Source organism: Rhodococcus sp. 06-470-2 (assembly GCF_002258235.1).
In the GTDB taxonomy this organism is placed as follows: domain Bacteria; phylum Actinomycetota; class Actinomycetes; order Mycobacteriales; family Mycobacteriaceae; genus Rhodococcoides.
On the sequence record NZ_NOYB01000041.1, the window covers coordinates 87,220 to 113,234 of the forward strand.

General features: G+C 63.2%; 24 protein-coding genes, 2 tRNA genes and 1 pseudogene. 16 read left to right on the top strand and 11 right to left on the bottom strand.

All coding sequences use genetic code 11. The annotated features are described in order from the left end of the window. Positions 1-62 precede the first annotated feature (62 nt). From CH276_RS23740 to CH276_RS23760, 5 genes are all read left to right on the top strand, one after another. A complete protein-coding gene (locus CH276_RS23740; protein ID WP_045198051.1) occupies positions 63-827 on the top strand; it encodes a dienelactone hydrolase family protein in 765 nt (254 codons plus the stop codon). A 123-nt stretch (positions 828-950) separates the two neighbouring features. Further along, a tRNA-Ser gene (locus tag CH276_RS23745) sits at positions 951-1,040 on the top strand. 50 nt (positions 1,041-1,090) lie between these two features. Continuing rightward, a tRNA-Arg gene (locus CH276_RS23750) sits at positions 1,091-1,163 on the top strand. A 130-nt stretch (positions 1,164-1,293) separates the two neighbouring features. Continuing rightward, positions 1,294-2,913: a BCCT family transporter gene (locus CH276_RS23755; protein ID WP_094631904.1), complete on the top strand. Its 1,620-nt coding sequence runs from the start codon at positions 1,294-1,296 to the stop codon at positions 2,911-2,913. Positions 2,914-3,084: 171 nt separating this feature from the next. Continuing rightward, positions 3,085-3,765 carry a hypothetical protein gene (locus tag CH276_RS23760; protein WP_094631905.1) on the top strand — a complete coding sequence of 227 codons (681 nt, stop codon included), beginning with the start codon at positions 3,085-3,087 and terminating at the stop codon, positions 3,763-3,765. Between the two features lie 133 nt (positions 3,766-3,898). On the opposite strand, the gene CH276_RS29110 is transcribed toward CH276_RS23760, so the two are convergent. Continuing rightward, positions 3,899-4,027 carry a hypothetical protein gene (locus CH276_RS29110; RefSeq protein WP_254924416.1) on the bottom strand — a complete coding sequence of 43 codons (129 nt, stop codon included), beginning with the start codon at positions 4,025-4,027 and terminating at the stop codon, positions 3,899-3,901. A gap of 152 nt (positions 4,028-4,179) precedes the next feature. Between CH276_RS29110 and CH276_RS23765 the strand changes: the two genes are divergently transcribed. Continuing rightward, positions 4,180-4,827: a GNAT family N-acetyltransferase gene (locus CH276_RS23765; RefSeq protein ID WP_094631906.1), complete on the top strand. Its 648-nt coding sequence runs from the start codon at positions 4,180-4,182 to the stop codon at positions 4,825-4,827. Here CH276_RS23765 and CH276_RS23770 read toward each other — a convergent pair. Genes CH276_RS23770 through CH276_RS23785 form a run of 4 tightly spaced genes read right to left on the bottom strand, consistent with a single transcriptional unit; the run spans position 4,791 to position 9,196 of the window. Beyond that, positions 4,791-5,573, bottom strand: coding sequence for an SDR family NAD(P)-dependent oxidoreductase (locus CH276_RS23770; protein WP_094631907.1), 783 nt, complete (start codon positions 5,571-5,573; stop codon positions 4,791-4,793). The two genes, CH276_RS23765 and CH276_RS23770, sit on opposite strands and share 37 nt — an antisense overlap. A gap of 11 nt (positions 5,574-5,584) precedes the next feature. After that, on the bottom strand, positions 5,585-6,916 hold the full coding sequence (locus CH276_RS23775; RefSeq protein WP_045198060.1) for an MFS transporter: 1,332 nt from the start codon (positions 6,914-6,916) through the stop codon (positions 5,585-5,587). Between the two features lie 23 nt (positions 6,917-6,939). Continuing rightward, a complete protein-coding gene (locus CH276_RS23780) occupies positions 6,940-8,379 on the bottom strand; it encodes an FAD-dependent oxidoreductase (protein ID WP_094631908.1) in 1,440 nt (479 codons plus the stop codon). Then, a complete protein-coding gene (locus CH276_RS23785) occupies positions 8,372-9,196 on the bottom strand; it encodes an SDR family NAD(P)-dependent oxidoreductase (RefSeq protein WP_254924417.1) in 825 nt (274 codons plus the stop codon). Before CH276_RS23785 ends, CH276_RS23780 begins: the two co-directional genes overlap by 8 nt. A 175-nt stretch (positions 9,197-9,371) precedes the next feature. On the opposite strand from CH276_RS23785, the gene CH276_RS23790 reads away from it, so the two are divergent. Next, complete coding sequence (locus CH276_RS23790) at positions 9,372-10,034, top strand: IclR family transcriptional regulator (protein WP_176459432.1); 663 nt, start codon at positions 9,372-9,374, stop codon at positions 10,032-10,034. A 19-nt stretch (positions 10,035-10,053) separates the two neighbouring features. On the opposite strand, the gene CH276_RS23795 is transcribed toward CH276_RS23790, so the two are convergent. Beyond that, positions 10,054-10,473, bottom strand: coding sequence for a nuclear transport factor 2 family protein (locus CH276_RS23795; protein ID WP_094631909.1), 420 nt, complete (start codon positions 10,471-10,473; stop codon positions 10,054-10,056). A 148-nt stretch (positions 10,474-10,621) separates the two neighbouring features. Between CH276_RS23795 and CH276_RS23800 the strand changes: the two genes are divergently transcribed. After that, positions 10,622-11,419 carry an endonuclease/exonuclease/phosphatase family protein gene (locus tag CH276_RS23800; protein WP_094631910.1) on the top strand — a complete coding sequence of 266 codons (798 nt, stop codon included), beginning with the start codon at positions 10,622-10,624 and terminating at the stop codon, positions 11,417-11,419. On the opposite strand, the gene CH276_RS23805 is transcribed toward CH276_RS23800, so the two are convergent. Continuing rightward, complete coding sequence (locus CH276_RS23805; RefSeq protein ID WP_094632169.1) at positions 11,389-12,381, bottom strand: LysR family transcriptional regulator; 993 nt, start codon at positions 12,379-12,381, stop codon at positions 11,389-11,391. The two genes, CH276_RS23800 and CH276_RS23805, sit on opposite strands and share 31 nt — an antisense overlap. Before the next feature lie 138 nt (positions 12,382-12,519). Here CH276_RS23805 and CH276_RS23810 point away from each other — a divergent pair, with 138 nt between their 5' ends. Next, a complete protein-coding gene (locus CH276_RS23810) occupies positions 12,520-13,920 on the top strand; it encodes an SLC13 family permease (RefSeq protein ID WP_094631911.1) in 1,401 nt (466 codons plus the stop codon). A gap of 114 nt (positions 13,921-14,034) precedes the next feature. After that, on the top strand, positions 14,035-15,165 hold the full coding sequence (locus CH276_RS23815; RefSeq protein ID WP_094632171.1) for a PrpF domain-containing protein: 1,131 nt from the start codon (positions 14,035-14,037) through the stop codon (positions 15,163-15,165). A gap of 19 nt (positions 15,166-15,184) precedes the next feature. Here CH276_RS23815 and CH276_RS23820 read toward each other — a convergent pair whose 3' ends face one another. Then, the gene (locus CH276_RS23820) at positions 15,185-16,081 is read right to left on the bottom strand and encodes a LysR family transcriptional regulator (RefSeq protein ID WP_094631912.1); all 897 of its coding nucleotides are present in this window, start codon (positions 16,079-16,081) and stop codon (positions 15,185-15,187) included. A 182-nt stretch (positions 16,082-16,263) separates the two neighbouring features. Here CH276_RS23820 and CH276_RS23825 point away from each other — a divergent pair, with 182 nt between their 5' ends. From CH276_RS23825 to CH276_RS23840, 4 genes are read left to right on the top strand one after another with little or no spacing between them, the layout of a single operon-like run. Beyond that, positions 16,264-17,394: a PrpF domain-containing protein gene (locus CH276_RS23825; protein ID WP_094631913.1), complete on the top strand. Its 1,131-nt coding sequence runs from the start codon at positions 16,264-16,266 to the stop codon at positions 17,392-17,394. 45 nt (positions 17,395-17,439) lie between these two features. Beyond that, a complete protein-coding gene (locus tag CH276_RS23830; RefSeq protein WP_094631914.1) occupies positions 17,440-18,555 on the top strand; it encodes an ABC transporter ATP-binding protein in 1,116 nt (371 codons plus the stop codon). Then, the gene (locus CH276_RS23835; RefSeq protein WP_082322483.1) at positions 18,552-20,312 is read left to right on the top strand and encodes an ABC transporter permease; all 1,761 of its coding nucleotides are present in this window, start codon (positions 18,552-18,554) and stop codon (positions 20,310-20,312) included. The genes CH276_RS23830 and CH276_RS23835 overlap by 4 nt, the downstream gene beginning before the upstream one ends. After that, entirely contained in the window at positions 20,312-21,418 is a 1,107-nt protein-coding gene (locus CH276_RS23840) for an ABC transporter substrate-binding protein (protein ID WP_094631915.1), read from the top strand. The genes CH276_RS23835 and CH276_RS23840 overlap by 1 nt, the downstream gene beginning before the upstream one ends. Positions 21,419-21,471: 53 nt before the next feature. On the opposite strand, the gene CH276_RS23845 is transcribed toward CH276_RS23840, so the two are convergent. Then, the gene (locus CH276_RS23845) at positions 21,472-22,077 is read right to left on the bottom strand and encodes a TetR/AcrR family transcriptional regulator (protein WP_094632173.1); all 606 of its coding nucleotides are present in this window, start codon (positions 22,075-22,077) and stop codon (positions 21,472-21,474) included. A gap of 61 nt (positions 22,078-22,138) precedes the next feature. On the opposite strand from CH276_RS23845, the gene CH276_RS23850 reads away from it, so the two are divergent. Both CH276_RS23850 and CH276_RS23855 read left to right on the top strand, forming a co-directional pair. Continuing rightward, positions 22,139-23,674 carry an acetyl-CoA acetyltransferase gene (locus CH276_RS23850; protein WP_254924418.1) on the top strand — a complete coding sequence of 512 codons (1,536 nt, stop codon included), beginning with the start codon at positions 22,139-22,141 and terminating at the stop codon, positions 23,672-23,674. Position 23,675: 1 nt separating this feature from the next. Next, positions 23,676-24,467 (top strand): annotated as a pseudogene (locus CH276_RS23855) (enoyl-CoA hydratase-related protein). A 31-nt stretch (positions 24,468-24,498) separates the two neighbouring features. Here the strand turns inward: CH276_RS23855 and CH276_RS23860 are convergent. Together CH276_RS23860 and CH276_RS23865 are read right to left on the bottom strand one after the other, a co-directional pair. Continuing rightward, complete coding sequence (locus tag CH276_RS23860; protein ID WP_094631917.1) at positions 24,499-25,392, bottom strand: serine hydrolase; 894 nt, start codon at positions 25,390-25,392, stop codon at positions 24,499-24,501. Then, complete coding sequence (locus CH276_RS23865; RefSeq protein ID WP_094631918.1) at positions 25,389-25,964, bottom strand: LysR substrate-binding domain-containing protein; 576 nt, start codon at positions 25,962-25,964, stop codon at positions 25,389-25,391. The genes CH276_RS23860 and CH276_RS23865 overlap by 4 nt, the downstream gene beginning before the upstream one ends. Positions 25,965-26,015: the final 51 nt, after the last annotated feature.

Here is a 26,015-nt window from a genome sequence, read left to right on the forward strand (position 1 = left end):
ACTTCTGCGCGTCCGTGATATTGCTGTGCGCGGCGGGGCAGATCGTCCTATCTTCGTTAAGTATGTCGGGAATCTTCAGCGACGCCGCAGTCCTTCGTTCCGCCACCGCGCCGACCATCGGCGCGGACGACGAGGTGGATACGTCCGCGCACGAATCTCCCCCGCAGGAAAAAGTACCGCTGATCGCCGTCGAACCCGATGGACCACCTCGCGGCGGAATAGTCGTACTGCACGAGGCGCGTGAGGTGCCCGAGTCTCTACTCGACCTCCTCCGTGCACTGGCGTTGGAAGGTTGGCTCGCCGTCGCGCCGAACCTGTTCCATCGAGGCCACGGCGACGAGAAGGAAGTTTTCGGAGACGACCTCTTCGCGGACTTCGACGCCACCTCCGACTGGCTCGTCCAGCGCGGTGTCTACCCCGATTGTGTCGGGGTGATCGGGTTCGACGATGCAGGTACGGCAGCGTTGATCGTGGCCACCAGTCGTCCGGTCGGGGCGGCGGTCAGTGTTGCGGCAGCGGGCATCGTCGAGCCGCTCAACTCCGACGCGGTCGCGTTGGTCGAGGCCGCACCCAAGCTGCAGGCCCCCTGGCTCGGTCTCTACGGCGAGGACGACCCCCACACCCCACCGGATCACATCGAAGCCCTTCGCGACGCCGCCACGCGTGCCTCAGTGGCCACGAACGTCGTCAGCTATTCGGGCTTGAAGCACCGAGCCGATCATCCCCGCGAACAACCCGGCAGTTCCGATCACAGCGACCCCGCAGCGGCCGCGCTCGTCGACGCGCAGACCCGAATCTTCGATTGGTTCGACAGCTTCATGCGCTGAAGAGCAACAAGCATCTTCTACGCGAACGCCGCGCGAACCGGAGGCGTCGACCAGCCGTTTTGCCTTCTGGCCTTTGCCGTGTGTAATCTCTTTCCTCGGCGGTCCGAGAGGGCCGGCAGCCTAGGAGGCGTGCCAGAGCGGCCGAATGGGAGTCACTGCTAATGACTTGTCCTTTCACCGGGACCGGAGGTTCAAATCCTCTCGCCTCCGCCACGAACGGTAGATCGTTACCGTTCTGCTAGACCAGTTGGATAACTGAACATGCGCCCGTAGCTCAACGGATAGAGCACTTGACTACGGATCAAGAGGTTAGGGGTTCGAATCCCTTCGGGCGCACAGAAGAAGAAGCCCCGAACTGCAGCGATGCGGTTCGGGGCTTTTTCGTCGGCGTGGTCGCGGCACGTCCCAGGTACGACTTGGTGTTCCGAGTTGCCAACGGACGAAATACGGCGTTACCTGGGCATCTATGACTTCCCGAACTCACATCCCGGTCGGCTCTTCCGACCCTGACCGTCACGAGGTCGACGCCGGGCAGAACGGGACGTCGACCTCCGCCATCCGCCCGCCTCGACTCGACAGAGTGGTCTTCGGTGTTGCAGCCGTCGTTGTGGTTGCCATCATCGTGTGGGGCCTGGTGGTGCCGGACAATCTCGAGTCCGTCTCGTCCTCGACACTGAACTGGCTCGTGACCAACCTCGGCTGGCTCTTCATCCTCGCCGCCACCGGGTTCGTGATCTTCTCGCTTTATCTGGCGGTGTCCAAGTTCGGACGTATCCCGCTGGGTGCAGACGGCGAGAAGCCCGAATTCAAGACCGTCAGCTGGATCGCGATGATGTTCAGTGCAGGCATGGGCATCGGCCTGATGTTCTACGGTGTCTCCGAGCCACTGACTCACTTCGTCACACCGCCTCCGGGAACGGGCGGTGGCGTCGGAACTGCCATGGCCACCACCATGTTCCATTGGAGTTTGCACCCGTGGTCCATTTACGCGGTGATGGGCCTGGCCATCGCGTACGGCACGTATCGCCGCGGTCGCAAGCAACTCATCAGCTCTGCGTTCATTCCTTTGATAGGTCGCCGCGCCGAAGGCCCGATCGGCAAGATCATCGACATCCTGGCCATCTTCGCGACGCTGTTCGGTACTGCAGCATCGCTGGGACTCGGTGCGCTGCAAATCGGTTCCGGATTCGAGGTGGTCGGCTGGATCGGTGAGAGCGGCACACTGTTGCTCGTCGCCATCGTCGCGTTGTTGACGCTGGCGTTCGTGGCATCGGCGGTGTCCGGCGTCTCCAAGGGTATTCAGTGGCTCTCCAACACCAACATGGTGCTTGCGTTGGTCCTTGCCATCTTCGTGTTCGTCGTCGGCCCGACTGTGTTCATCCTCAACATCATTCCGACGAGTATCGGCGACTACGCGTCTCAACTGTTCGACATGTCCGCCCGGTCGGCGGCGAACTCGGATCCCGAGACGGCTTCGTGGCTCTCGTCGTGGACCATCTTCTACTGGGCGTGGTGGATCTCGTGGACCCCGTTCGTCGGAATGTTCCTGGCGCGCATCAGCCGTGGCCGCACCATTCGTGAATTCATCGTCGGTGTCATCCTGATCCCGAGTGCTGTGTCACTGGTGTGGTTCGCGATCTTCGGCGGTGCCGGTATCGGTGAACAGCAGGACGGCATCGACCTCGCGACCCGCGACAGCACCGAGTCGCAGCTGTTCGGAATGCTCGAAAACCTGCCCCTGTTCGGCATTTCGACCGTTCTCGTCATGGTGCTCGTCGGTATCTTCTTCGTGTCCGGTGCCGACGCCGCGTCGATGGTGATGGGATCGCTGTCGCAGCGCGGAACGCTCGAGCCGAGCAAGTGGGTTGTGGTGTTCTGGGGCACGTTGACCGGCGCAACGGCGGCGATCATCCTGTGGACCGGAGGCTCCGACGCGCTCAACGGCCTCCAAACGATGACCATCATTGCAGCGGCACCCTTCGTGGTCGTCATGATCGGGCTGTGTGTCTCGTTGTACCGGGACCTCAGTAACGATCCGATGATTCTGAACCCGCCACCTCACCGCAAGAAAGACAGGGTGGCTTAGGGGCCGCTCGAGATCTCAATCCCTTCGGCGTAGGGACGACGAGGCCCGAACTGCAGCGATGCGGTTCGGGGCTCTGTCGTTGTGCGCGGCGTGTGCGGCCGACTCGGCAGATACTTGGACAATCGAAACAAACCGGGCGTAGGGTTTGCTGAGACCTTCGAGGGAGGGCGCGTGAGCGATCGACCGGACAGAATCTCGAGAGAACGCGGTCGGCTGGGCGGGGTCGGGGCCGATCCTCGACCGCATGCCGTGCCCGCGCGGTTGTCCGTCCCGCTGTTGATCATCGCGGTGACGTTCATCGGCGCGCTGCCGTTCTACGTTCGGCAGCCGTTCGGTTCCGGGGAGTCGGTATCGAGTCCGATGTGGTTCGGCGGATCTGCGTATCTCGCATCACCGGCAGCGGGTCTCTATTGGCTGATTGCACTGCCGGTGTGCATCGGGGCAGTCGCTCTCTACAGCACATGGAGTGAACGTAGATCGGGCACCGAACTGCGCGTTCGTGTCTGGCTCGCGGCCAGTGTTGGATTGTGCGTTGCCACGGTCGTTGTCGTGCAGGGCGGACTGCTGTTCTACATGGGCAACTTGACGATTCGTGGACTTCTTCCGCTGTTGACCATGTCGGTAGCGGTGTTGGTCTGGGGCGTTGCTCTGCGGTCGCGAGGAGTGGTCGCAGTAGGAGTCGCGGCCGTCGCGGCGAGTCTGGTGTCGAATCTCCACAACGTGGAGAATCTTGTGCCACAAACGCTTACATTCGACAGCCGCTTCAGCTTGTGGTCGAACATCCTGCTGACGGCGCTCGTATTCGTCGTCGGGGCAGCCGCGTCCGTGATCGGCGAGCGATCCAAGCGCTGACTTCCTGCAATTCGATCGGCCGTACGCAACGGCTACCTCCTGCGGGAGTTGGAGCGGTTGAGCACGGCCCACAGGAGTTCGTACAATCCGCACAGGGCAACACTCGTCAGAGCCACCCACCAGAACCCGACGTTTACACGACGAAGGCAATGAACTGATAGATCACCATGCATCCGAAAAACACGCGCCACCAACGCTGCTTGCGCTTTTCGGCTCCCGAAGTCGACTGCTCCACGTAGTCGACCGGTGGCATGGGTTCCATCGCCACACCTTGATACATGCGAGGTGAAGGGGAGGCAACCTGGCGTTCCGGTGGAGACACAGCACAGGGCCCGAGACATACTTCGGCTCTTCAACGGCGCGTGGGACGGCGCATCGATGCAACCCATCGGGTTGTAGCCAGAGTTGTCGCATGTGAATGCGAAACCGACAATTCGTCCTGCAGTTCCGGCAGACGTGGACCGTGCTGCCGAGTCACTGGGCCTTGCTTTCTCGGACTATCCGTTCACTCGGCACACCGTCGCGGCCGATGATCACCACGAGCGGGTGACATCGCTGCAACGCATCTATCTCGATACGATCGGCTTGCGATGCGGCCGAGTGTGGGTCTCCGATGATGTTGCGGCGGTGGCGGTATGGCTCACCCCGTCTTCGGTTGGCGTAGTAGACGCATTCGAGTCCGTCGCCGAACGCATCGAGCAATTGCATGGTAACCGCATCGATATCGCGCGAAGAGCAGACGAAGCCACCGAATCGTTGAAGCCGTCGGAGTCGGTGTGGCTGTTGGCGACGGTAGGCGTCGATCCATCCGTGCAAGGGCAGGGCTTGGGGCGCGCCGTCCTCGAACCCGGTCTTCAGCAGGCCCGCGAGCACGGTTGTCCGGCCTACCTGGAGACGTCGTCGACAGCGAACCTCGCCTTGTACGAAGGGTTGGGATTCCGGGTGACCGCGTCTGTGCAACTCCCCGACGGAGGACCCGAAGTGTGGGCGATGCTGCGCGCACAGCGGCCGCGGCGTGGCAGGTGTCAAATGGTGGCCTTCAACTCGTCGGTGATGCGGTGATAGATGCCGCCCGACGTCAGTCCACCGTCGATGACGATTTCGGTGCCGGTGATGTACCGCGATGAATCCGACAGCAGGAACGCGACCGATTCTGCGATCTCTTCGGCGTCCGCGACGCGCCCCGCGGGTACCGATTGCAGACTGGTCTCCACGAAAGCCGATGAGCCGGAATGCAGTAGGGGAGTATCGACCAGACCGGGGTGGATCGAATTGACTCGGACCCCGTACTCGGCGAATTCGAGCGCGCCCACCTTGGACAGACCACGCACTCCCCATTTGCTGGCACCGTATCCTGCCGCGAAGTAGCCGAGCATCCCGGCGATGGAGGACACGTTGACGATCGAACCGCCGCCACCTTGTTTCAGAAGTGGCGCACAGGATTTCATACCGTAGAACACCGAGCTCAGATTGATGTTCATGACGCGGTGCCAGTCGTCGACGGTCGTGTCCTCGATACCCGCTCGGTGGCTGACCCCGGCGTTGTTCACCAGTCCGTCGAGGTGACCGTCCGTTGACTCGATTGCCTTCGCCAGCGCCGTCCACGATTGCGGTGCGGTGACATCGAGCTGGAAGAACTCTGCCCGGCCGCCCGCATCGAGGATGTCGGCCACGACGGCTTCGCCTGTGGCCGTCGAGATATCGGTGACCCACACCTTGGCTCCCCGGGCCGCCAGGATTTCCGATTCGACTCGGCCCATGCCGCTGCCCGCGCCGGTCACCACGATCGTCTTGTTCTCGAAGTTCATGCGAGGGCCTCTCACTCTGTTTTCAGTTCGGTGCCCTTCGTCTCGGTCACGAAGAAGACCGTGGCGAAGGTGATGACGGCGCAGAAGACGAAGTAGCCGGCGGGTGCGAGCGGATTTCCGGTGAGCGAGATCAGGTACGTGGCGATGAAAGGTGCTGTGCCACCGAGCAACATGTTGGTGGTGTTGTTGCCCAGGGCCAGGCCCGTGTACCGCACCGAGGTCTTGAGCATTTCCACGTAGGTCACGTACGAGGCACCGTTCACCACGGACACCGCGATGAACAACACCGACTGCCCGACGACGGCCTGCCACAGAGTGCCACCGGCCATCATCATGAACATCGGGACACCGAGAACGATGGCTGCGAAGCTGCCTGCGAACAGCACGGGCTTTCGGCCGTACCTGTCGGCCATGTAGCCCGAGATGGGGAGGGTGATCACTCCGAGAACCAAGGCAAGCGAGGTCGACAGGAACGCTGCCTGAGAGGTCTGGCCGCCCTCGGTCCTGAGGTACGTGGCCGCGTAGACCGATGCGATGTAGTAACCACCGGTGATGAGCGCGCCGAGCAGGATGATCTTCACGACACTGCCGCCGGACGTGCTCAGTAGCTCCGAGAGGGGAAGCTTCTTCGTCTCTCCCTTGTTCTCGAGTTCCTTGAATTCAGGGGTGTCGTCCAGGCGGTTCCTGATCCAGATGCCGACACCGCCGATCACCAGGCTCAGCAGGAACGGGATCCGCCACGCCCAGGAGAGGATCTGTTCGTCGGTGAACACCGAGTTCAGTGCCAGTGCGCACAGCGAGGCGAGCAACGATCCGATGTAGGTACCGGTGTTGACCATCGATGTCTGGGTCGCGCGCCACCGCGTCGGCGCGGACTCGGATACGAACGCGTTGGCTCCTCCTAGTTCGCCACCTGCAGCGAAGCCCTGCAGGCATCTGCACAGGACGAGAACCGAGGTGGCCCACACTCCCAGAGTGACGTACGTCGGGAGCAATCCGATTCCGGCGGTGGCGATCACCATCAGCAGGATGGTCCAGGACAGCGCGTTCTTTCGGCCGTACTTGTCGCCGATGTGTCCGAAGAAGATGCCGCCCGGAACTCGCAGGAAGAAGGCGACGGCGAACGCGGCGAACGTGCCGAGAAGCGCGGCCGTCGGATCGTCGGACACGAAGAACAGCGCGGCGATGGTGGTGGCCATGTAGCCGTAGATACCGAAGTCGTAGTACTCGACGACGGTTCCGACGACGGCGGCACGGATTACTGTCAGGGGGGATTGCTTCGGGTTCGTCCCGGGTGTGTGTGCGTCCGAGTCGGGCTGCACGGCAGGTTCGTTCGTAGTCATCGGTGTCCTCGAGGTCAGGGTGGTCAGGCCGTCAGTGGCTGTGCATCGACGGAGTGGAGGGCGGCGTTGCGACCGGCGATCCGGCCCATGGTGAGTGCATTGGCCACAGCGTTGCCGCCACCGACATAGCGCTGCCCGAGAACTCCCGCTCCTGCCTCGCCTGCAGCGAACAGGCCGGGTACGCGGGTGCCTCGTGTCGAGAGCACGGCGGAATCGGAATCGATCTCCAAACCTGCATGTGTGCAGACCAATTCGGCGGGGAGGATTCGTGCGGCATAGAAGGGGGCGGTGTCGATAGGTTCGGGATTCGACGTACTGCCCTTGTTGGCGAGTGTTCGGTGGCGAAGGAAGTCGGGGTCCTCGCCGTGGGGCAGATGCGCGTTCCATCGCTCGACCGTGGAATCGAGGGCCGCGGCGGGCACAGCCATGAGTACGGCCAGCTCCGCGAGGGAGGATGCGCGAAGCGTCCGGCCGGCGTCTGCCTCGTCCTCGATGCGATCGGGTGCCCAATCGGCATATCCCGCAGGCAGATTCTGTCGAGCGTTGTCGTCGAAGATCATCCAGGCGGAGCCACCCTGACCGTCGATGATTCCGGTCGAGACGGCGTACGAGGCGTCCTCGTCCATGAATCGACGCCCCGCAGCGTTGACGTGAATACGTGATTTCGGGGGGAACCCGGACTGCCAGTGGTGGTATCGCTGAAAGTAGACGGTGGGCAGCATGAGTCCCCACCCGTCGCCGGTTATGGACGCGTCCACCGACGGTGCATAGCGCAGGTGGTCGCCGCGACTACCCTCGGCAGCAACGACGAAGGCAGCGGAGCCGGCTCGGTTGGCTGCCGGAAAATGAAGATCGACCAGCTCGGGATCTCGGGCGAAACCACCGGAGGCCACGACGACTGCTGCAGAACGGAGTTCGACATCGTCGGCTACGACTCCCACGACCCGGTCGCCCTCGGTGAGGAGCGCTTGCACGCGAGTGTCGAGAACGACCTCGATTCCGTGCCTGCGGCGCGCTGCGTCCAGAACCTGGACGAGTCCGTATCCCTGGTCCTTCGGGACGTGACCCCTCCAGACGTCCTCGACGCCCGCCTGGCTCAGTCCCGGTTGATGCGCGTTACCGGAAATCTTTGCGGGAACGTCCAATCCGAGTCCGAGAAGCCACTCCAGTGTCGGTCCGGCCTGCTCGCAGAAGGTCCTGATCAGGCCGGGCTTGAGCATCCACTGGTTGAGATCCATGTAATGCTGGAAGTATTTCTCTGCGCTGTCGTCGATTCCGAGGTCGCGCTGAACGCTCGTCGCTGCGGCGGTGAACAATCCGGCCGACAGGGCCGTCGATCCACCCAGTTCTTTGCGCGCCTCGAAGAGAATCACGGACGCACCGTTCTCGGCCGCCGTCACCGCCGCCGCCAGCCCAGCTCCACCGCCACCGATGACGATGACGTCGTAATCGGTGTCAGACATGACGCGACCCGCCGTCCACCGCGATACTGTGCCCGGTCACGTAGCGAGCACTGTCCGACAGCAAGAACAGAAGAGGCCCGAAGACTTCTTCCGGTGCTCCGAGTCTGTGCAGAGGAACCGAATCCAGAGCTTTGGCAAGCGCTTCGGGATCTTCCTGCACCCACCGCGTCATTTCGGTGTCGATGTAGCCGGGTGCAATGGAATTGACGCGAATACCGATATCTCCGAACTCGACGGCAAGGGATTCCGTCAGGTGGGCGACGGCTGCTTTGGACGTGCAGTAGGCACCGCGGCCCTTACGGACACGAAGTGCGGATACCGAGGACATGTTGACGATCGCGCCGCCTTCGCGCATGTGACGACCCGCTGCTTGCGAGCCGTACAGAACGCCTTCGACGTTCACGCCGAGCGTGGCACCCATCTGCTCGGGGGTGATGTCCGCGGCGTAGGCGAACGGGAAGATTCCCGCGTTGTTGATCCAGAAGTCGATCCGGCCGAATTCGGCCAGGGCCGTCCGGGCGAGAGCCTCGTGATCATCGGCGACGGTGACGTCGGCTCGAGCGCCGATGATCGTCCCGGGTCGTTCGACCAGTGAGTCGGTGCTCAGCTCCGTATTCAGTTGCTCGGCCGTCTCTTTCATCCGGGCGTCGTTGATGTCGGCACCGACGACGTGTACGCCGCGCGCCGCAAGTCCCTTGGCGAACACCGATCCCATGCCCTGGGCGGCCCCGGTGACGACGGCAACCTTGCCCGCCAGTTCGGGGTACACCGCAGTCATCGTGCGATCGACGACGCGTCCTGGATTGGGGTTGTTCATGGCGCTCTCCTCGTGCAAAAGATCTCGGCCGGGTCCGTTTGCACCGACCTCGACTATGTGCGATAATCGCACGCAGTGTGCGATTCAGATCGAACTGTAGGTGGTCCACCTCACAGTCGTCAACAGGGGGCAGTGCATGACCGACGGAAAAACCACGGTGTCCATCGATTCGGGGATGTCCAAAACGCTGCATCACGGCCTCGTCGTGCTCGAGCTGTTGGCCGAGCATCCGAACGGCTTGTCGATCACCGAGATCGCCGACGGGATCGGTGTGCACCGCACCGTTGCGCATCGGCTGGTTCGCACGCTCGAGGCTCATCATCTGTGTCGGCGAGACGAGTTCAAGCGAATTGCCCTCGGTGCCGGGCTGGTGGCACTCGCCGAACCCGTCGAGCAGGATCTGCGAACCGTGGCACGCCCGGTACTCGAAGAACTGGCGGATCAACTGGGCGCGACCGTCCATCTCGTCGTTCGCGAGAATTCAACGGAAGTAAGAGCTTTGATGGTTGTCGAGCCACGAGGGGCGAAGGTCCACGTGGCATTTCGTGGAGGGCAGGTCGACCCGATCGACCGGGGGTCTGCAGGCCTGGCAATGCTCGCGTCCTTGCCCCCGGAAGATGGCGAACGTGCGGAAGTGGCGCGGGCGCGAAGCGTTGGATACGCGGTCACCCACGGCGAAGTGATTCCATCGGTAGGAGGAGTGTCCGCCGTCGTGCCGGGTCGCCGCGGAGACGCGATGGCGAGCTTGGGTGCGTCGGTGTTCGAGATCGGCGACGAAGAACAGCTCGGTGCGGCCGTCGTCGCTGCAGCGGCGCGGTTGGGGCGTTTGCTGCGCTAGTCAGCGACGACGGGTCGTGTCAGGCGTCGTCGCGTGACACGGTCCTGTGCTGGATGCGCCACTGATCATCGACTCGCACAACACGATCCCGGACCGAGGTGAATCGGACGAGCCGGGTCTCGCCGCCACGCGGTGTTGCCATGATCTGGAGGTAACAGTCGACTGCGAGTTCATCGACGCTCACGAGATCGACGGCAATGTTCGTGATGACGTGCCGGCGCCTCTCGTTCGCGTCGGCCGCGCTGTCGAAGAAGCCTTGGGCAAAGGCGGTCAGCTGGTCGCTACCGACCTCGGGTTCGGGGTAACTGGGTGAATCGAAGACGCCGTCTGCGGTGAATGTCTCTGCCCATTCCGTTGCGCGTCCGGAATCGATTGCGTGGCTTTGTCTGCCGTACAAAAGCTGGACCTCGGCAATGGTTCCCGCATCTGGATCGGGCATCGGCGTCTCCTTCGGTGCGCTATTCGCACGGACAGTGCGTATTGCCGATGACGTTACGTCCGGTCCGTCCGGCAGTCGAGTCAGGGGTCCACTCGGCGCAGCCGAAAATGAAGCGCGCGAGTCACGCCACGTCTGACATCATCGTGCTGTGAAGATCATTTCGATCAATGCATGGGGCGGCGCGATGTTCGACGAGCTCGTTGCCTGGCTCGAAACCGTTGACGCGGAGGCCATTTGCCTCCAGGAAGTCACGCGCACCGCAGATCGGTCAGGATGGTCGACGTTCGCCGACGGCGAGCGCACACTGCCGCAGCGGCTCAACCTGTTCGACGACGTGTCGGCCGTGCTACCCGGGTACACGCCGTATTTCGTCGCCAACGACGCCGGACCTGTCACCGACGGTGAGGGCGTCGAATTGCGTCAGGACTTCGGGATCGCGACCTGGGTGCGTGACGACGTTCCCGTTGTAGGGCTCGACGCGCGGTTCGTCCATTCCCGGTTCGTCGATCACGCCGAGTGGAGCGCGACCGATCGCCCACGAGCTGCTCTGACGGTCACCGTTCGGGATCGCGTCGCAAGTAAGTCCGTATCCGTCATCCAATGTCACGGTCTGCGCGATCCAGCAGGTAAGGGCGACAGTCCCATTCGGCTGGAGCAGGCCAGGAAATTGGCGGAGATGGTCGAGCATGTTCGTCCGTCGGTTGACGTCGTTGTGCTCTGTGGCGATCTGAACCTGCTGCCGACCAGCGAGACGTTCGCACTGCTGGCCGAACATGGGATGACCGACCTCGTGGGAGACGCCGACACTCGAACATCCATCTACACCAAAGCAATTCGCAGTGCCAGCTACGTGTTGGTGTCGTCACCGACCGCCGTACGAAGCTTCGAGATCGTCGCCGCGCCGGAAGTGTCCGATCACCGAGCTCTGGTGCTGGAACTTCTTTGATCCTTGTCTGCAGTGCCGACAGCTGTTCGATCCGACCCCGCGGGCGTCTGCGCACTGCGTTCGGCAGCACCGCGTAAAGCGTTCGAGATCGCGTACATAGCCGGGGTGTACTGGCGCCGCGCGAGTGAGGCGATGTATATGACCCGGGTCGGAACACGATCGGTGTCGAGGAAAGCGATGGTGGTGACGTCGGGTCGGTGGTGGACCACCGACAGTTGGGGGACCATGGCGATGCCGACGCCTGCGGCCACCATGGCCTCGATTTCCTGGTAGTCGTGGGCTTCGTACACGACGTCGGGCTCGAATCCTGCTACGCGGCAACTGCGATAGAGAACCTCCGCTGCCGGGTGGTCGTTGCTCCGAATGATCCACCGCGCGCCTCGGAGGTCGTGCAAGGACACATCCCGTCCCCGGCGATCGTCGTCTATCGGAAGCAGCAGCACGGTCTGGTCTTCCATCAGTGGCTCGAGTGACAGCGATCGTTCTGCCTCTTCCGTCCAGGCGTAGCTCCACAGCAGTGCCAGGTCGATCTCGCTCGAATGGAGCATGTCCAGCAATTGCGGTCGAACGGCCGACCGAACACGAACGTCCACCCCCGGCCATCGCGAGTGATAGTCCTTCAACGCGTCGGAGAGCAGCGACGCACTGACCGTGGGAAACGAGCCGAGCCGGACCGATCCACGTTCGAGGCCCCGGATGGCCTCCAGGTCGCCGCTCGCGGCACGCATCTCGCGGCGAAACAGGCGGGCCCGGCTGGTCAGGATCTCGCCGGCCTCGGTGAGCTGTACGCCGCGCGGCAGGCGAGTGAGGACCGGCTGTTTGATGCCGTGTTCGAGTTTGCTGATGCGTTGGGACGCTGCCGAGGGAGTCATGTTCGCTCGCTCGGCACCTGCGGTCAGGGAGCCGGCCTCGGCGATGTCGAGCAGAAGGAACAACGTCACGACGTCGAACGTGTGGTTCATGCGCACATCTTTCAGCTCAGCTAAACGACCGGGTAGCAAAACGATATTGTCCTAAAAGTGTCGCGTCAATAATGTGACAGGGACAACGTTCGAGTGCGGATGTAACCGAGCACTTACCCAGCCACCCGAAAGACGCCCATGACTTCCATCGAGATCCTCCCGCTCATCGCGTTGGTTGCGATGTTCGTGATCGCAACCTTTTTTCCGATCAATATCGGCATCCTCGGATTCATCGGTGCCTTCGTGGTCGGATACTTCGCGCTGGGATTCGACGACAAGGAAATCTTGAACGAGTTCCCCAGCTCGATCGTGTTGACCATCGTCGGCGTCACCTACTTCTTCGGTATGGCCAAACGCAACGGCACCATCGATCTGCTGGTGAACAGTTGCATCAGGGCGGTGCACGGTCGGGTGACGGTGGTGCCCTGGGTGTTCTTCTTCGTCGCCTCGGTCTTGACGGCGCTCGGCACATTCAGCCCCGCCGCGGTCGCATTGATCGTGCCTGCAGCCATGGCGTTCGCAGCACGAACCGGCATGAGTCCCCTGGTCATGGGCATCATGGTGATCAACGGTGCGCACGCTGGGGCGTTCTCCCCGATCTCCGTTTCCGGCGTTCTGGTTCGTGACATCGTCGAGAACAACGGACTCGCGCTCGACCCGTGGACGCTGTTCTTCGCCAGTTACGGCATCAACCTGCTGCTCTCGGTTCTCACAGTGACGGGCTACGCGGCCCTGGCCCGGATGAAGGGCTTCGAGTACACCGCAACAGGATCCACCGATCCCGCACCCGGCAGCGGCCCGGTGGGCGGATCACCGATCGGGGCGTCCGTCCCCACCGGTGGCAGCACCGGAAGCACCGGCGGTGGCAGCACGGCAGGCGGCAGCACTGCGGTGCTCACTCGCCCGACCACAACCACGCTGGTCGACGCTCCCGCCCCGGTCACGTTCGTACAGAAGCTCACTCTGTTCCTCATCGGCGCGCTTCTGGTGCTCGTTCTGGTGTTGCACCTGCCGATCAGCTTCATCGCCATCGCCGCCGGAGCTGTGCTTGCATTCACGGATCTGAAGAAGCAGAACGAGGCCATCGCAGACATCAGTTGGTCGACGGTTCTGCTGGTCGCGGGCATGGTCACCTACATCTCGATCCTGCAGGAGGTAGGCACCATCGACCATCTCGCCGAGATGGCCATCACTATCGGCGCTCCGATCATCGTGGCTGTGGTGCTCTGCTACGTCATCGGCATCACCTCGGCATTCGCGTCCTCCACCGCCCTGCTGGCCGCGGTCATTCCGCTGGCCATGCCCTTGCTCGGAACCGGTGCACTGCCGGTCGTCGGTGTCGTCGCTGCTCTGGCCATCTCGGCCACCGTCGTCGACGTCTCGCCCTTCTCGACCAACGGTGCGCTCGTGCTGGCCAACGCGCAGAACATCGAACGCCCACGCTTCTATCGCCAGTTGCTGCTCAATGCCGGAGTCGTCGTGGCCATCGCGCCGGCTCTGTGCTGGCTGATCCTGGTTGTCGTCCCCGCCCTGTTCTGAACCGGTACCAGTGCGTTAAGTGTTGCTGCACGGCATGAACATATTTCGTAATTGTGCTTGATCATCCTCTGGCCCAGGGTGGAAGCATCGGATCCTGATCGGAAGGCACAGCAGATGTTCACTCTTCGTGGAACCTGGATGCGTGGGGGGACCAGCAAGTGCTGGTTGTTCAACGCGGTCGATATCGACCCGTACGTCGCCGAGGCCGGCGGGCTCGACAACATCCTCACTGCCGCGTTCGGTTCCGGCGATCCACGGCAACTCGACGGAGTGGGTGGGGGCAGTTCGACGACCTCCAAGGCCGCGATCGTTCGTCGCTCCAGCGCTCCGGGTATCGACGTCGATTACCTCTTCGCTCAGGTCGCCATCGAGAACCGCACGGTCGAGTGGGGCAGCAACTGCGGAAACTGTGCGACGGCGATCGGGCTGTACGCCGTGCAGACCGGTCTCGTCGCCGTCGACGATCGCGTCACCGTGGTGCGCATGCGCAACGAGAACACCGGTGCAATTCTCACCGCGGAGATCTCGACCCCGGGCGGACGCATTCCCGCCGAGGGCGGCGCGGCTGTCCCCGGAACCACGGCCCTCGGTGTGCCGGTGGGGCTCACCTTCACCGACCCTGCCCCTGACCGACCGACGATGCTTCCCACCGGCGCAGAGATAGATCGAGTTACGCTCGGCGACCGTGAGTTCCGAGGAACATTCGTTCGTGCCGGTGCACCCGCCGCGTTCTTCGATGCTGCCGATTTCGGGCTGGACGGTTCGGAAAGCAACGATGTCGTCGCCGCGCACGTCCCCACACTCATTGCGCTGCGTAGGCTGGCAGCGCTGAGAATGGGACTGAGCAAGCCCGAAGAGCCCGTCTCGCATGCCGTTCCGAAGGTCGGAATCATCGGACCTCCCGTGGGCTACACCACGACCACCGGTGAGCGCGTCGCCGCTGCGGACTACGACATCTCGGTGCGCATGCTCTCCATGATGGCACCGCACCCGGCGATAGGACTGACGTCGGCGGTTGCTGTCGCAGCGGCTGCCACGGTCACGGGTGGTGTGGTCATTGCCAACGCCCGCATCGGCTGGCCCGGATCACTCCGCATCGGCACAGCGGCAGGTGTGCTGGACGTCGACTACGTCACGGATCGGGACGGATTTCTGCACTCGGTCACCCTTCATCGAGCGGTGCGTCGTATCGCCACCGCCGATCTGTTCGTCGTGCCCATGCCCACTCTCGTCGGTGCGCACTAGGGCTGAGCGACATCGCTTCTCAGAATCGGGCGGCGACGTCCTCGAACATCTTCAGTAGCACGGTCGCACTCGGCGAGAGCTTCTGTTCCGCCAAGTGGGCCAGCAAGATTCGACGCGACGGTGCGCCCGTCAACGGGACCAATCGCACATCGTCTCGAATATTGGACAGAGCCATCCGGGGTGCGAACGACACGCCGAGGTCCACCGCCACCATGGCCTGAGCCTCCTGATAGTCGTTCGCTGCGAACGACACCGACGGCGAGAACCCGGCAGCATGGCATGCCCGTTCGAGCGCTGCACCCACCGGATGAGTGTCCTCTCTGGTGATCCACTGCTCGTGTTCCAGCTCGTTCATGTGGATCGAACTACGCTCGGCCAGATGATGATTGACGGATACGACGAGCATGGGTGGGTCGATCATGAGTTGGTGCACCGTCAGGTCCGAGTCTGTGATTCTGGCCCACTCGTAGTCCCAGAGTAGGGACAGCTCCACCTCACGGGTGTCGAGCATTCCCCGGAGCCCGGCGAATCGCGAGCTGCGCACCGTCAGTGCCACCGCAAGATGACGAGATTTGAACAGCTTCACCACGGGCGGTAGCAGACTGGCCCCTGCGGTGGGGAAGGTTCCTATTCGCAGCGTCCCGGCGCGCAGGCCGGAGAGGTCTTCGAGTTCGTTTCGTGCAGCGAGTAATTGCGTCTCGATTCGTTCTGCATGACGCACCAGAACCTCACCCGCCTCGGTCAGTCGAACTCCCCTGGCGTGGCGCTCGAGCAGTGGTTGCCCGGCTTCGATCTCGAGCTTGCTCAACTGCTGCGAGACCGCAGATGTGGTGAAGCTCAAGCGAGTTGCGGCCGCCGTGATGGATCCGGTTCGCACGACCTCCACCAGAAGCAGCAGGCGTCGGGTGTCGAACATGATCGAACCACCTTTAAGTGAAAGTTAAGGGATCTCGACTTTTTCGTAATTGTACTCGACGGCTGTGTGATGCAGGCTATGAACAGCAACCGCACGAGAGCTGCGTCACATGACCGCAAGGCTCCCTCGAATGTTCAACTCCAAGAACGTTTTCGAGAGTAACGATCGGAAGGTATCCGAGGATGTATTCACTGCGTGGCACGTGGATGAGGGGCGGGACCAGCAAATGCTGGCTCTTCAGCTCCGTCGACGTCGAGCCATTGATCGAACAAGCAGGATCTCTGGACGAGATTCTGGTCTCCGCCTTCGGATCCGGCGACCCCCGCCAGCTCGACGGCGTCGGCGGCGGCAGCTCGACCACTTCGAAGGCGGCCATCGTCAGCAGGTCCTCCGAGGACGGAATCGACGTGGACTACCTCTTCGCTCAGGTTGCCATCGGTGACCGAAAGGTGGAGTGGGGAAGTAACTGTGGCAACTGTGCCACCGCGATCGGCCTGTACGCACTCCAGCAAGGACTGGTGCCGATCGATCCGATTACCACCGTCGTACGGCTTCGTAACCGCAACACCGGTGCGGTGCTGCTCACCGAGATCGATACCCCGGGCGGCGTGGTTCCGACCGAGGGGTCGGCCCAGGTTGCCGGAACATCGGCCCTCGGCGTTCCCGTCGGACTGACGTTCATCGACCTGGGTGCCGATCGCACTCGGCTGCTCCCCACCGGGGCGGTGGAGGACACCGTGGAGCTACATGGATCGCAGTACCGCGGCACCATGGTGGTCGCCGGCGCTCCCGCTGCGTTGTTCGATGCATCCGACCTGGGTATGACCGGAGCCGAGACCGCCGCCGAACTGACCGAACGTGTTCCGCTACTGGTCGAATTGCGCCGTAGTGCAGCACTGCTCATGGGGCTGTCGCGCCCGCAGGATCCGATCACGCACGCAGTGCCCAAGGTCGGCATTATCGCGCCTCCGGTGGATTACCACCTCGAAGACGGAACGCTCGTCTCGGCCGGCGAGTACGACGTGTGCGTGCGCATGCTCTCGATGATGGCACCGCATCCGTCCATCGGCCTGACGTCGGCGGTCGCGGTGGCCGCTGCCGCAACCGTGCGCGGCGGTGTGGTGGATCGGGTCGTCCGCGGTGCGGTCACCTCGACGCTGCGACTGGGGACGCCGGCAGGTGTGTTGGCCGTCGATGTCGACATCGCTGCGGACGGCAACCTCACCAGCGTGACCCTGCACCGCGCTGCACGACGTATCGCGACAGCAGAATTGTTCGTTTCCGCTGCGGCAAGAGCACTTTCGATCGGATAGCTCGACCTGTGAACACGGCTTCGACGACTGAAGAAAAGGAAGATCATGAAGGTTAGCATCGAGAATCTGAGCCTCGCTTACTCGGGAAACACTGTTGTCCGCGACCTCGACCTGGAGATCGCCGACGGAGAATCCCTGGTGCTGCTGGGGCAGTCCGGCTGCGGTAAAACCAGCACGATGCGCTGTGTGGCAGGGCTCGAAACCCCAAGCGCCGGGCGCATCACGATCGGTGACCGCGTCGTCCACGACTCCGACAAGAACAAGACGATCCCGCCGCACAAACGCAACGTGGGCATGGTCTTTCAGTCCTACGCAGTGTGGCCGCACCGGACCGTGTTCGACAACGTGTCGTTCTCCTTGAAGATGCAGAAGGTCAACAAGACCGAGATGAACCAGCGCGTTCTCGAGGCCCTCGACCTCGTCGGGTTGGGTGAAATGGCCCACCGCGGAGCGAGCTTGCTCAGTGGTGGTCAGATGCAGCGGGTGGCGCTGGCTCGGTCCTTGGTGATGCGCCCCAGCGTGCTCCTGCTCGACGAGCCGCTGTCGAACCTCGATGCCCGACTGCGCGAACGACTTCGGATGGAATTGCGAGAGCTTCAGCTCCGACTCGGACTGACCACCGTCTACGTCACGCACGATCAGGTCGAGGCGTTCGCCCTTGCCGACCGAATCGCGTTGATGCAGAACGGCCGAATCGTGCAGATCGGTACCCCCGAGGACATCTACACCTCGCCGATGTCCGCCTCGGTGGCCGAGTTCCTCGGTGTCGGCAACATCTTCCGCGCCACGCCTGCCTCGGGCCCGCGCTCGACGATGGAGCTGACGGACTTCGGGCAGATTGCAGTGTCGGTCGATGCAGCGTCGGCGGCCGACGGGCCCGTCGTGGTGTGCCTGCGGCCCGAGGATCTGTTGGTCACCCCGCTGGACGATGCCGAGCCCGAGGGCCAGTCCTGGATGGGCACAGTCGATGTCGCCAGCTACCAGGGTGCGTCCATTCGATACCGCGTCACACTGGACGACGGCCCCGAGATCGAAGCCGTCGCCACCGGACACGCCAGCCGAATCCTGGGAATGGGAGAACGCGCACGGGTCACAGCAGTAGCCGGCGGAGCTCAGGTTCTCGTCGACGATCGCGTCGCCTCCGAGGCGGTGCCGGTATGAGCGCCCCCACCGACAATCGGCCCGTCACCACGACGAAGCCGCCGGTCGACACCCCGACACCCCAACGCAGGCCGGGTCCGAAGAAGTGGATTCCGACGCTTCTGCAGTTGGCTCTGCTCACCGTGATCGTGCTGTTCCCGATGTTCTTCATCGTGATGGGCGCATTCACCGACAACGCCGAGCGCACATCGCTGTTCGACTTCGGTAACTTCACCCTCGACAACTTCGCACTGCTCGGATCCTCGACGGCACGCAGTGCCCTGTGGAATTCGGCACTGGTGGGTATCGGGTCATCCATCGTCGCGCTGGCGATCGGGTGCACGCTCGCCTTCCTCGCAGCACGTACCAACGTTCCGGGTCGAAAGATGATCTACGGCATCGGTATTGCGCCGTTGTTTCTCCCGGCGCTCGTCGGGGCACTTGCCTGGGCACTGCTGGCCGGCCCGGCCACCGGTTACATCAACCTGATTCTGACTGCCATCGGTCTGCCCGGCTTCATCGACATCTACAGCTTCGGCGGAATGATCTTCATCCTCGGCATCTACTACGCGCCGTATCCGTTCCTGATGGTCCACTCTGCGCTCTCGTTGATGAATCCGGACCTCGAAGACGCCGCCAGTCTGCACGGTGCGAAGTTGACGAAGATGCTGAGCAAGATCACGTTCCCGCTCGTCATGCCTGCCGTGATCGGCTCGGGAATCCTGGTTTTCGCGCTCACCGTGGAGAACTTCCCGGTGGCACAGGTGATCGGTGTGCCCGGCGGAGTCGACACCCTGCCGACCCTGATCTACCGATTGATGAATGCATCGCCTGCCCGCGGCAACGATGCCGCCGCTGTCGCCGTCGTACTGACCGTCCTGCTGGTTGCCGTCGTCGCCTTCCAGCAGCGCGCGATGAGCAGCAAGGAATACACCACAGTCAGCGGCAAAGGTGTTCGGGCACGACAGGTTCCGCTGCGGGCTTGGCGTATTCCGGCGGCCGTGTTCGCGTGGGTGTACTTCACGCTCGCCGTTCTCCTGCCGCTCATCGCCCTTGTGTTGGCGGCCCTGCAGACCAGCCCGTACGTCGCGAACATCGGTCAGCTCTTCGACTCGGGAGCGCTGTCGTTCTGGGGACTGGGAGAGACGTTGCGCAGTGCCGACTTTCACAGCGTGATGACCAACAGCGTGATCGTCGGTGTCGCGACCGCCGCGATCGGTACCGCGTTCTGCTTCGCCTTGGCGTACACGAGGTACCGCACGAACGCTCCGGGCCGAAAGCTGTTGGAGTACCTGGCGATGTTGCCGCTGGCTGTTCCTGCCATCGTGCTCGGCCTGGGTCTGCTGTGGACGTGGCTGGCGCTTCCACTGCCGATCTACGGAACACTTGCGGTGCTGGTAATCGCCTTCGTCGCTGTCACCATTCCGCAGGGCTACCGCGGTGTCTCTGCGTCGATCATTCAGTTGGACAAGGACTTGGAAGACAGCGCTGTCATGTTGGGTGCACGGCGGCACCGGGCGATCTCCTTCGTCACCGCTCCGCTGCTCAAGGTCGGTCTGTCCTCGACCTTCCTGCTGCTGCTCATGCTGTCCATGCGTGAGCTCACCGCCGCGCTGTTCCTGTTCACCTCCGACACGCGGCTGCTGTCGATCGCGATCTTCGACGCATACGACAACGGCTCGTTCCAGTCGGCTGCCGAGTTGAGCCTGCTGTACTGCGTCGTGATCGGTGTGCTCGCAGTCCTCTCGCGTCGCTTCGGATCCAAGGAAACTGTCTGATGAGAAAATTGGTCACAGCAATCGCGTTGGGTATCGCAGTGGCAACGGCCACGGCCTGCTCACCGCCACCCGAACGCCCCGCTCTGGCTCGAGCGGCGGAGGAGATCGTCACCGACAACGGCCTCGTGATCGACGGCGAGCAGATCGCCGATCCGGATCTGTGGACGCAGGCCCAGGCCGAAGGTGGCATCACCCTGTACAGCGGCTACACCGCGGTCACCGAGGCCACGGTGCTGAAGAACTTCGAGAAGGACACCGGACTCGACGTCAAGCTCGTGCGGCTCACCCCGAACCGGCTCTACGAGCGACTGGTGGCCGAGTACGGTGCCGGCCGCCTCGATGCGGACGTCGTCAGGATCTCCGACGCCGGCTTCGTCAGCGGACTCAGCGAGCGTGGTGTGTTCCAGCCGTACACACCGCCCACTGCCGGCGAGCTGCAGGACGACGTGGTGTTCGACGGTGGCAACTACTACCGCACCTTCGATCCGATCTACACGATGGGCTACAACAGTGCGCTCATCGAGGGCGACGACAGGCCGGCGTCCTGGGCAGATCTTCTCGACGACCGGTGGAAGGGCAATCTGGGTATCGCTCAGGCCGGAGCCGGCGGTAGTGCACTGGCGCTGACTCGGTTCCAGCGCGAGGTACTCGGCGACGACTACCTCCGCGAGTACTCCTCGGAGGCAAGGGTGTTCGACTCCATCGGCGCTCAGCTCGATGCGCTCGCCCGCGGTGAGATCGAAGCAGGGACCGTCGTGGTGAGCAGCGTCAACATCGCCAACAACGAGAATGCGCCGGTCAACTTCGTGGTACCGGAGGAGGGACTGACCGCCTACGACTACTACACCGGTGTTGCATCCACAGCGAAAAACATTGCGGCCGCGCAGGTCTTCATGAACTGGAACCTCTCCAAGAGGGGACAGCAGGTCTTCAGTGATCTCGGTGAGTACTCGGTGCGCAACGACATCGACCCGCCGGTGATCCGCGGAATCGAACTGCCGAAGTTCACCGACCCCAAGGTCAACCGAATCACGCAGTCCGAGTCGATCGAGAACTCCGCTGACGACCAGGAGGCCTGGAACGCGATCTTCGGTTACAACGAGTAGTAGACCAGCTCATGTGCTGCCGCCGAGTCCACCGGACTCGGCGGCCGTACGTGTCATGTCGTGCCGATGCCATCAAGGACCGCGGCGACCAGGTTTTCGGCGTAGGCGCGGTCGGTCTCGGCTCTGTCGGCATCGGAGCGATGCGAGAAGATGACATGGCTGAATACCGCTCCGGTCACCAGCTCGAGGATTCGGGTGGTATCGGCGGACTCCGGTAGTTCACCTCTAGCCTGAGCTCGATGAACGATGAGGCGCGCTGCGACCAGTCGGCTCCGGTTGAGAGTGTCGATCATGTGTCCGAGAAGATCGGGGTGCACCCGCGCATCGAGGGCGACCCTCAGACTGACCAGACCAGCTGTCCCTCTGTAACCGTGCAGAAGCTGCACCGCCAGTTCGACGAGATCCGCCCGCAGCGTGCCGAGGTCGATCGGCGTCGCGAGTGGACTCCTGGCTTCCAGCGCATCGACGACCAAGGCCCCCTTGGATTCCCAGCGACGATAGAGCGCGGCTCTACCGACCGAAGCACGGCGGGCAACGGCGTCGAGTGTGAAACCGGACCAACCCTTTTCCCAGTACACCTCGAGCACTGCGTCGTAGACGCGGTCTTCCAGGTGCGGATCGCGAGGACGTCCTCGTCGGCTCTTGGCTTCGTCGGTCACCCCCGGATTGTCGCACCTGGTGGCATTGCGGACAATCTCTGTCTGTAATAGGTTTGCGTCCATGAGTTCTGTACGCCTGGAGGCGTCGACGGTGGATCCGACGCGTATTCCGGTGATCGTGGCTGTCGGTGAAACAAGCGGCCGCGGCGAACCCGTGGGCGTCGAACCCATGGAACTGATCACGCTCGCTGCGACTGCGGCAGTCCAGGACTCGCCGACCTCCGAGCCGTGGATTCGCCGCGCGGACAGCATCGCGTTCTGCCATATCGCCAGCTGGGCCTACGCCAGTCCCGCCGCGGCGCTGGCACGTATCTTCGGTGCCACACCAGCAGACGTGTTCGACGCTCCGATCGGTGGACAATGGCCCGCCCGACTCCTCGATCGCGCGGCCGCACGCATCGCTTCCGGAGAGTCGACGGTGGCGGTGATCGCAGGCGGTGAAGCCCAGGCCTCGATGAGCGCACTGGTCAAGGCCGGTCGAGACCCCGTCGACGACGGCGGGTGGAGCACCGATCCGGGCGGTCCGCCCACCTTCGACCTCGACCAACTCGGCAGCGCTGCAATGCAAGAAGCCGGTCTGATCTCACCGGTCCGGATCTATCCGTTGTTCGAGAGCCGATTTCGCTTCGAGTCCGGCGTGGATCCGGTAACGCGGCAGGCCGAGTGCAGCGAGCTGTACGCGACATTCTCGCTTGTCTCCGAGAAGAATCCGTACTCGTGGAACGGAAGAGCGAGGCCGGCTGCGGACATCGGAGCGCCGTCGCCGAAGAACCGCATCGTGTGCGAGCCGTATCCGCTGTCGATGAACGCCATGCCGTTCGTCGACCAGGCGGCGTGCATCGTTGTGACGAGCTTGGCCGAAGCCCGCGAACGTGGCGTGCCCGAGAGCGACATCGTGTACGTCTGGGGCGGTGCCGGTGCCGAGGACACGGTAGACATTCTCGACCGCAGTAGTTTCGGCCGGTCCGCAGCGATGGAAGATGCGATGGATCGGGCGTTGCACGGCGCGGAGATCGGGGTCGAGCAACTGGACGTATTGGACGTCTACAGCTGCTTTCCGATCGTGCCGACGCTCGCAACACGCCACCTCGGAACGCCGAAGTCGTTGATTGCCAGCGTGACCGGCGGGCACTCCTCTTTCGGCGGGCCGCTCAGCAGTCATTCGCTGCATTCGATCACCGCGTCGGTTCGGGAGATTCGTGGCGGGAAGAGCCGTGCGCTGGTGCACGCGAACGGTGGGTATCTGACCTACCACCACTCCGTGCTGTTGGCCGGCGACCAACATCCGCTCGGCTACACCGGAAATCCCGAACCCGCAGTGCTGAAATCGAATCCGCCAGCGCGAGCACCTGTCGAGGACGGGGATCTCGTGGTGGAGACTGTCTCCGTCGAGCATTCACGGCAGCGGGAACCGAACCAGGCCTTCCTCGTCGGGAGGGACGAGCGCGGACGACGCGTTGCCGCGCAGACGGCACCCGGAGACACGGCCAGTGCGCATGCGTTGTCCCTCTATCGAAGCGAACCTGCACGCGAAATCATCGGAGCAACAGTCAGTGTCGAGTCGAACGAGGGGAACATTCGTGTCCGAGGCCGATAGCATCGAACCTGTTGTACTGGCGAGGCGTGAAGGTCATGTTCTCGTCGTCACGATCAACCGACCGAAAGCTGCCAACAGCATCGACGCACGCGTGCACACGCTGCTCGGGCAGGCCTGGGAGTCGGCCGAGGCCGACCGCGACATCCGTGCCATCGTCTTGACCGGTGCGGGATCGGCGACCTTCTGCGGGGGTGCCGATCTGAAAGCCCTCGGCGCCGGAGGCCCCGGCGCCGTGACCCCGCCCGAGACCGAGCATTGGGGGTTCGCCGGGATTGTCCAACACCCGATTTCGGTTCCGATCATCTCGGCGGTGAACGGGTCGGCGATGGGAGGTGGAACCGAGATCGCTCTGGTCTCGGATATGGTCGTCGCCTCGGACACGGCCGTATTCGGCCTACCCGAGATTCGCCGCGGACTCGTCGCCGGTGCTGGGGGAGCCTTCAGGCTCATGACTGCGGTACCGGAACACATTGCGCTGGAGATGATCCTGACGGGCTAGCCGATCTCTGCGCAGGAAGCCGCGCGATGGGGGTTGGTCAACAGGGTGGTCGCGCCCGACGACGTCCTCGATACGGCACTCGGTCTCGCTCACCTGTGCACGGAGGGTGCGCCGCTCGCGGTGCGCGCATCCAAGCGGCTCGCTCGACGTATCTCCGACGGCACCATCGCGCACGAGGAACAATCGTGGCAGCAGAACCGTCAGGAATTGGATCGACTCGCCACCACGAAGGACGTCGTCGAAGGAATCACCGCATTCCTGCAGAAACGCGATCCGACATGGACCGCGCAGTGACCGCTCGGACCCGCGAACCACTGGGGTCTACTCAGCGCGAAGCCTGACGTACTGCTGTCACTGCGATTCTGGCCGCATGGCCGATGGCCTGATCGACCAGCGGGAGGTTCAGGTCCATCCGCGCTGCCCTGGTGAACACCGACACCGCGACGGGCGTCTCGCCTGGAAACGACACCACGGCGACCTCGTTGCGAATGGGCCCGATGGTGCCGGTCTTGCCCGCGACCTGCACATCCGGGTACGGGATTCCGCTACGAATCCTGTGCGGCCATACCTGCTGAGACAGAACCTCCTTCATGTACCGGCACTGCGCCGGCGATGCCGCGGTGCCCAGCCAGACCGAGCGCAGAACGGTGTTGCTGTCACGGGGTGTGGTGCAGGAGGTGTACGCCGGATCGAAGCCCGAGCTGTCGACCACTGTGTAATTGCTGGCCAGTAGACCCACCGCTTCGTCCGCGTTCAACCGGCCGGTATCACGGACGATCTGATCACCCAGTTGTTTCGTGCCACCGACGATGCGCGTGTGTTCGAGTCCGAGATCGTCGATCACTCGGGCAACTGCATCGAGCCCCACTGCGCCGAGAAGTGCGTCGGCAGCGGCGTTGTCGGAGACGGTGATCATCGAGCGTGCGATGTCTCGCCAACTCATGCTCACCGGATCCGCGAAACTTGCGATACCGGTCGGCCCGGGACTGCACTGTGCCGGAACGAGTCGCACCGAATCGGTTGCAGTCAAGGATCCTTCGTCGAATGCGCGCGCCGTGGCAACGAGCAGCACGATCTTCCACACCGACGCGGCGACGACGGGGTCGTCTCCCTCGTAGTCGACGACCGTGCCCGTGCCGTCGATCCGCTCGGCGCGCACCCAACCACGACAGCCTGCGTCGGCGAATACGGCGCGCAGCTGTTCGTCGGTCGTAGTCACTTGCCGGCCTGCAACAGGATTCGGTCGATGAGATTCACCAGAGACTCGGCCTCATCGTTGCGGCGCACGATACGCACCCGCAGGGCAACGTCGTCGGAAGAGAGGTCGAGATGTTCGGTGCCAGGCAGTACCGGACTCCCGGCAGGTACGAGCCCGAAACATCGACCTGACGCAACCCCGATCGTGGCGGCGCGAAAGGTGTTCGCAACGAACACCTCTGGATCGAGGGCGTGGCGCCGAAACGCATCGAGCAGCAGGTCGTGTGCAGGTGGATTCGCAGCCCGCGGTGTGGTGGCGAAGGCGAGGTCGGACAACATGGTCAGTCGCGGCCGCGCCGCTCGGCCCGACCTGTGACCGACTGGAACGCTGACCCGCCGGGGTAGCGCAATCACTGGTCCGGCCACCAGTCGATCGAGTACCACCGGGTGATCGATCACGGCAACATCGAGTTCGTGTGATCTGACACGGTCCAGCAAGGACACTGCTCCGCCTGTCTCCACCCGCGCTTGGACTCCGACGGACGCGGCGATACGTGCGGCCAGTGCATCGTCCAGTTGGGGAATGAGGCCGATGCGGGACCGTCTCGGACGCGGTGAGCGACTCTGCCGTGGTGGTCAATCGGC

Coding starts and splice junctions, on each gene's coding strand:
- CH276_RS23785 (WP_254924417.1), bottom strand. CDS start 9,196: ATGAACAACCCCAATCCAGGACGCGTCGTCGATCGCACGATGACTGCG.
- CH276_RS23820 (WP_094631912.1), bottom strand. CDS start 16,081: ATGTTCGACACCCGACGCCTGCTGCTTCTGGTGGAGGTCGTGCGAACC.
- CH276_RS29110 (WP_254924416.1), bottom strand. CDS start 4,027: ATGGAACCCATGCCACCGGTCGACTACGTGGAGCAGTCGACTTCGGGA.
- CH276_RS23830 (WP_094631914.1), top strand. CDS start 17,440: ATGAAGGTTAGCATCGAGAATCTGAGCCTCGCTTACTCGGGAAACACT.
- CH276_RS23755 (WP_094631904.1), top strand. CDS start 1,294: ATGACTTCCCGAACTCACATCCCGGTCGGCTCTTCCGACCCTGACCGT.
- CH276_RS23840 (WP_094631915.1), top strand. CDS start 20,312: ATGAGAAAATTGGTCACAGCAATCGCGTTGGGTATCGCAGTGGCAACG.
- CH276_RS23770 (WP_094631907.1), bottom strand. CDS start 5,573: ATGAACTTCGAGAACAAGACGATCGTGGTGACCGGCGCGGGCAGCGGC.
- CH276_RS23790 (WP_176459432.1), top strand. CDS start 9,372: ATGTCCAAAACGCTGCATCACGGCCTCGTCGTGCTCGAGCTGTTGGCC.
- CH276_RS23825 (WP_094631913.1), top strand. CDS start 16,264: ATGTATTCACTGCGTGGCACGTGGATGAGGGGCGGGACCAGCAAATGC.
- CH276_RS23835 (WP_082322483.1), top strand. CDS start 18,552: ATGAGCGCCCCCACCGACAATCGGCCCGTCACCACGACGAAGCCGCCG.
- CH276_RS23780 (WP_094631908.1), bottom strand. CDS start 8,379: ATGTCTGACACCGATTACGACGTCATCGTCATCGGTGGCGGTGGAGCT.
- CH276_RS23775 (WP_045198060.1), bottom strand. CDS start 6,916: ATGACTACGAACGAACCTGCCGTGCAGCCCGACTCGGACGCACACACA.
- CH276_RS23805 (WP_094632169.1), bottom strand. CDS start 12,381: ATGAACCACACGTTCGACGTCGTGACGTTGTTCCTTCTGCTCGACATC.
- CH276_RS23815 (WP_094632171.1), top strand. CDS start 14,035: ATGTTCACTCTTCGTGGAACCTGGATGCGTGGGGGGACCAGCAAGTGC.
- CH276_RS23740 (WP_045198051.1), top strand. CDS start 63: ATGTCGGGAATCTTCAGCGACGCCGCAGTCCTTCGTTCCGCCACCGCG.
- CH276_RS23795 (WP_094631909.1), bottom strand. CDS start 10,473: ATGCCCGATCCAGATGCGGGAACCATTGCCGAGGTCCAGCTTTTGTAC.
- CH276_RS23810 (WP_094631911.1), top strand. CDS start 12,520: ATGACTTCCATCGAGATCCTCCCGCTCATCGCGTTGGTTGCGATGTTC.
- CH276_RS23850 (WP_254924418.1), top strand. CDS start 22,139: ATGAGTTCTGTACGCCTGGAGGCGTCGACGGTGGATCCGACGCGTATT.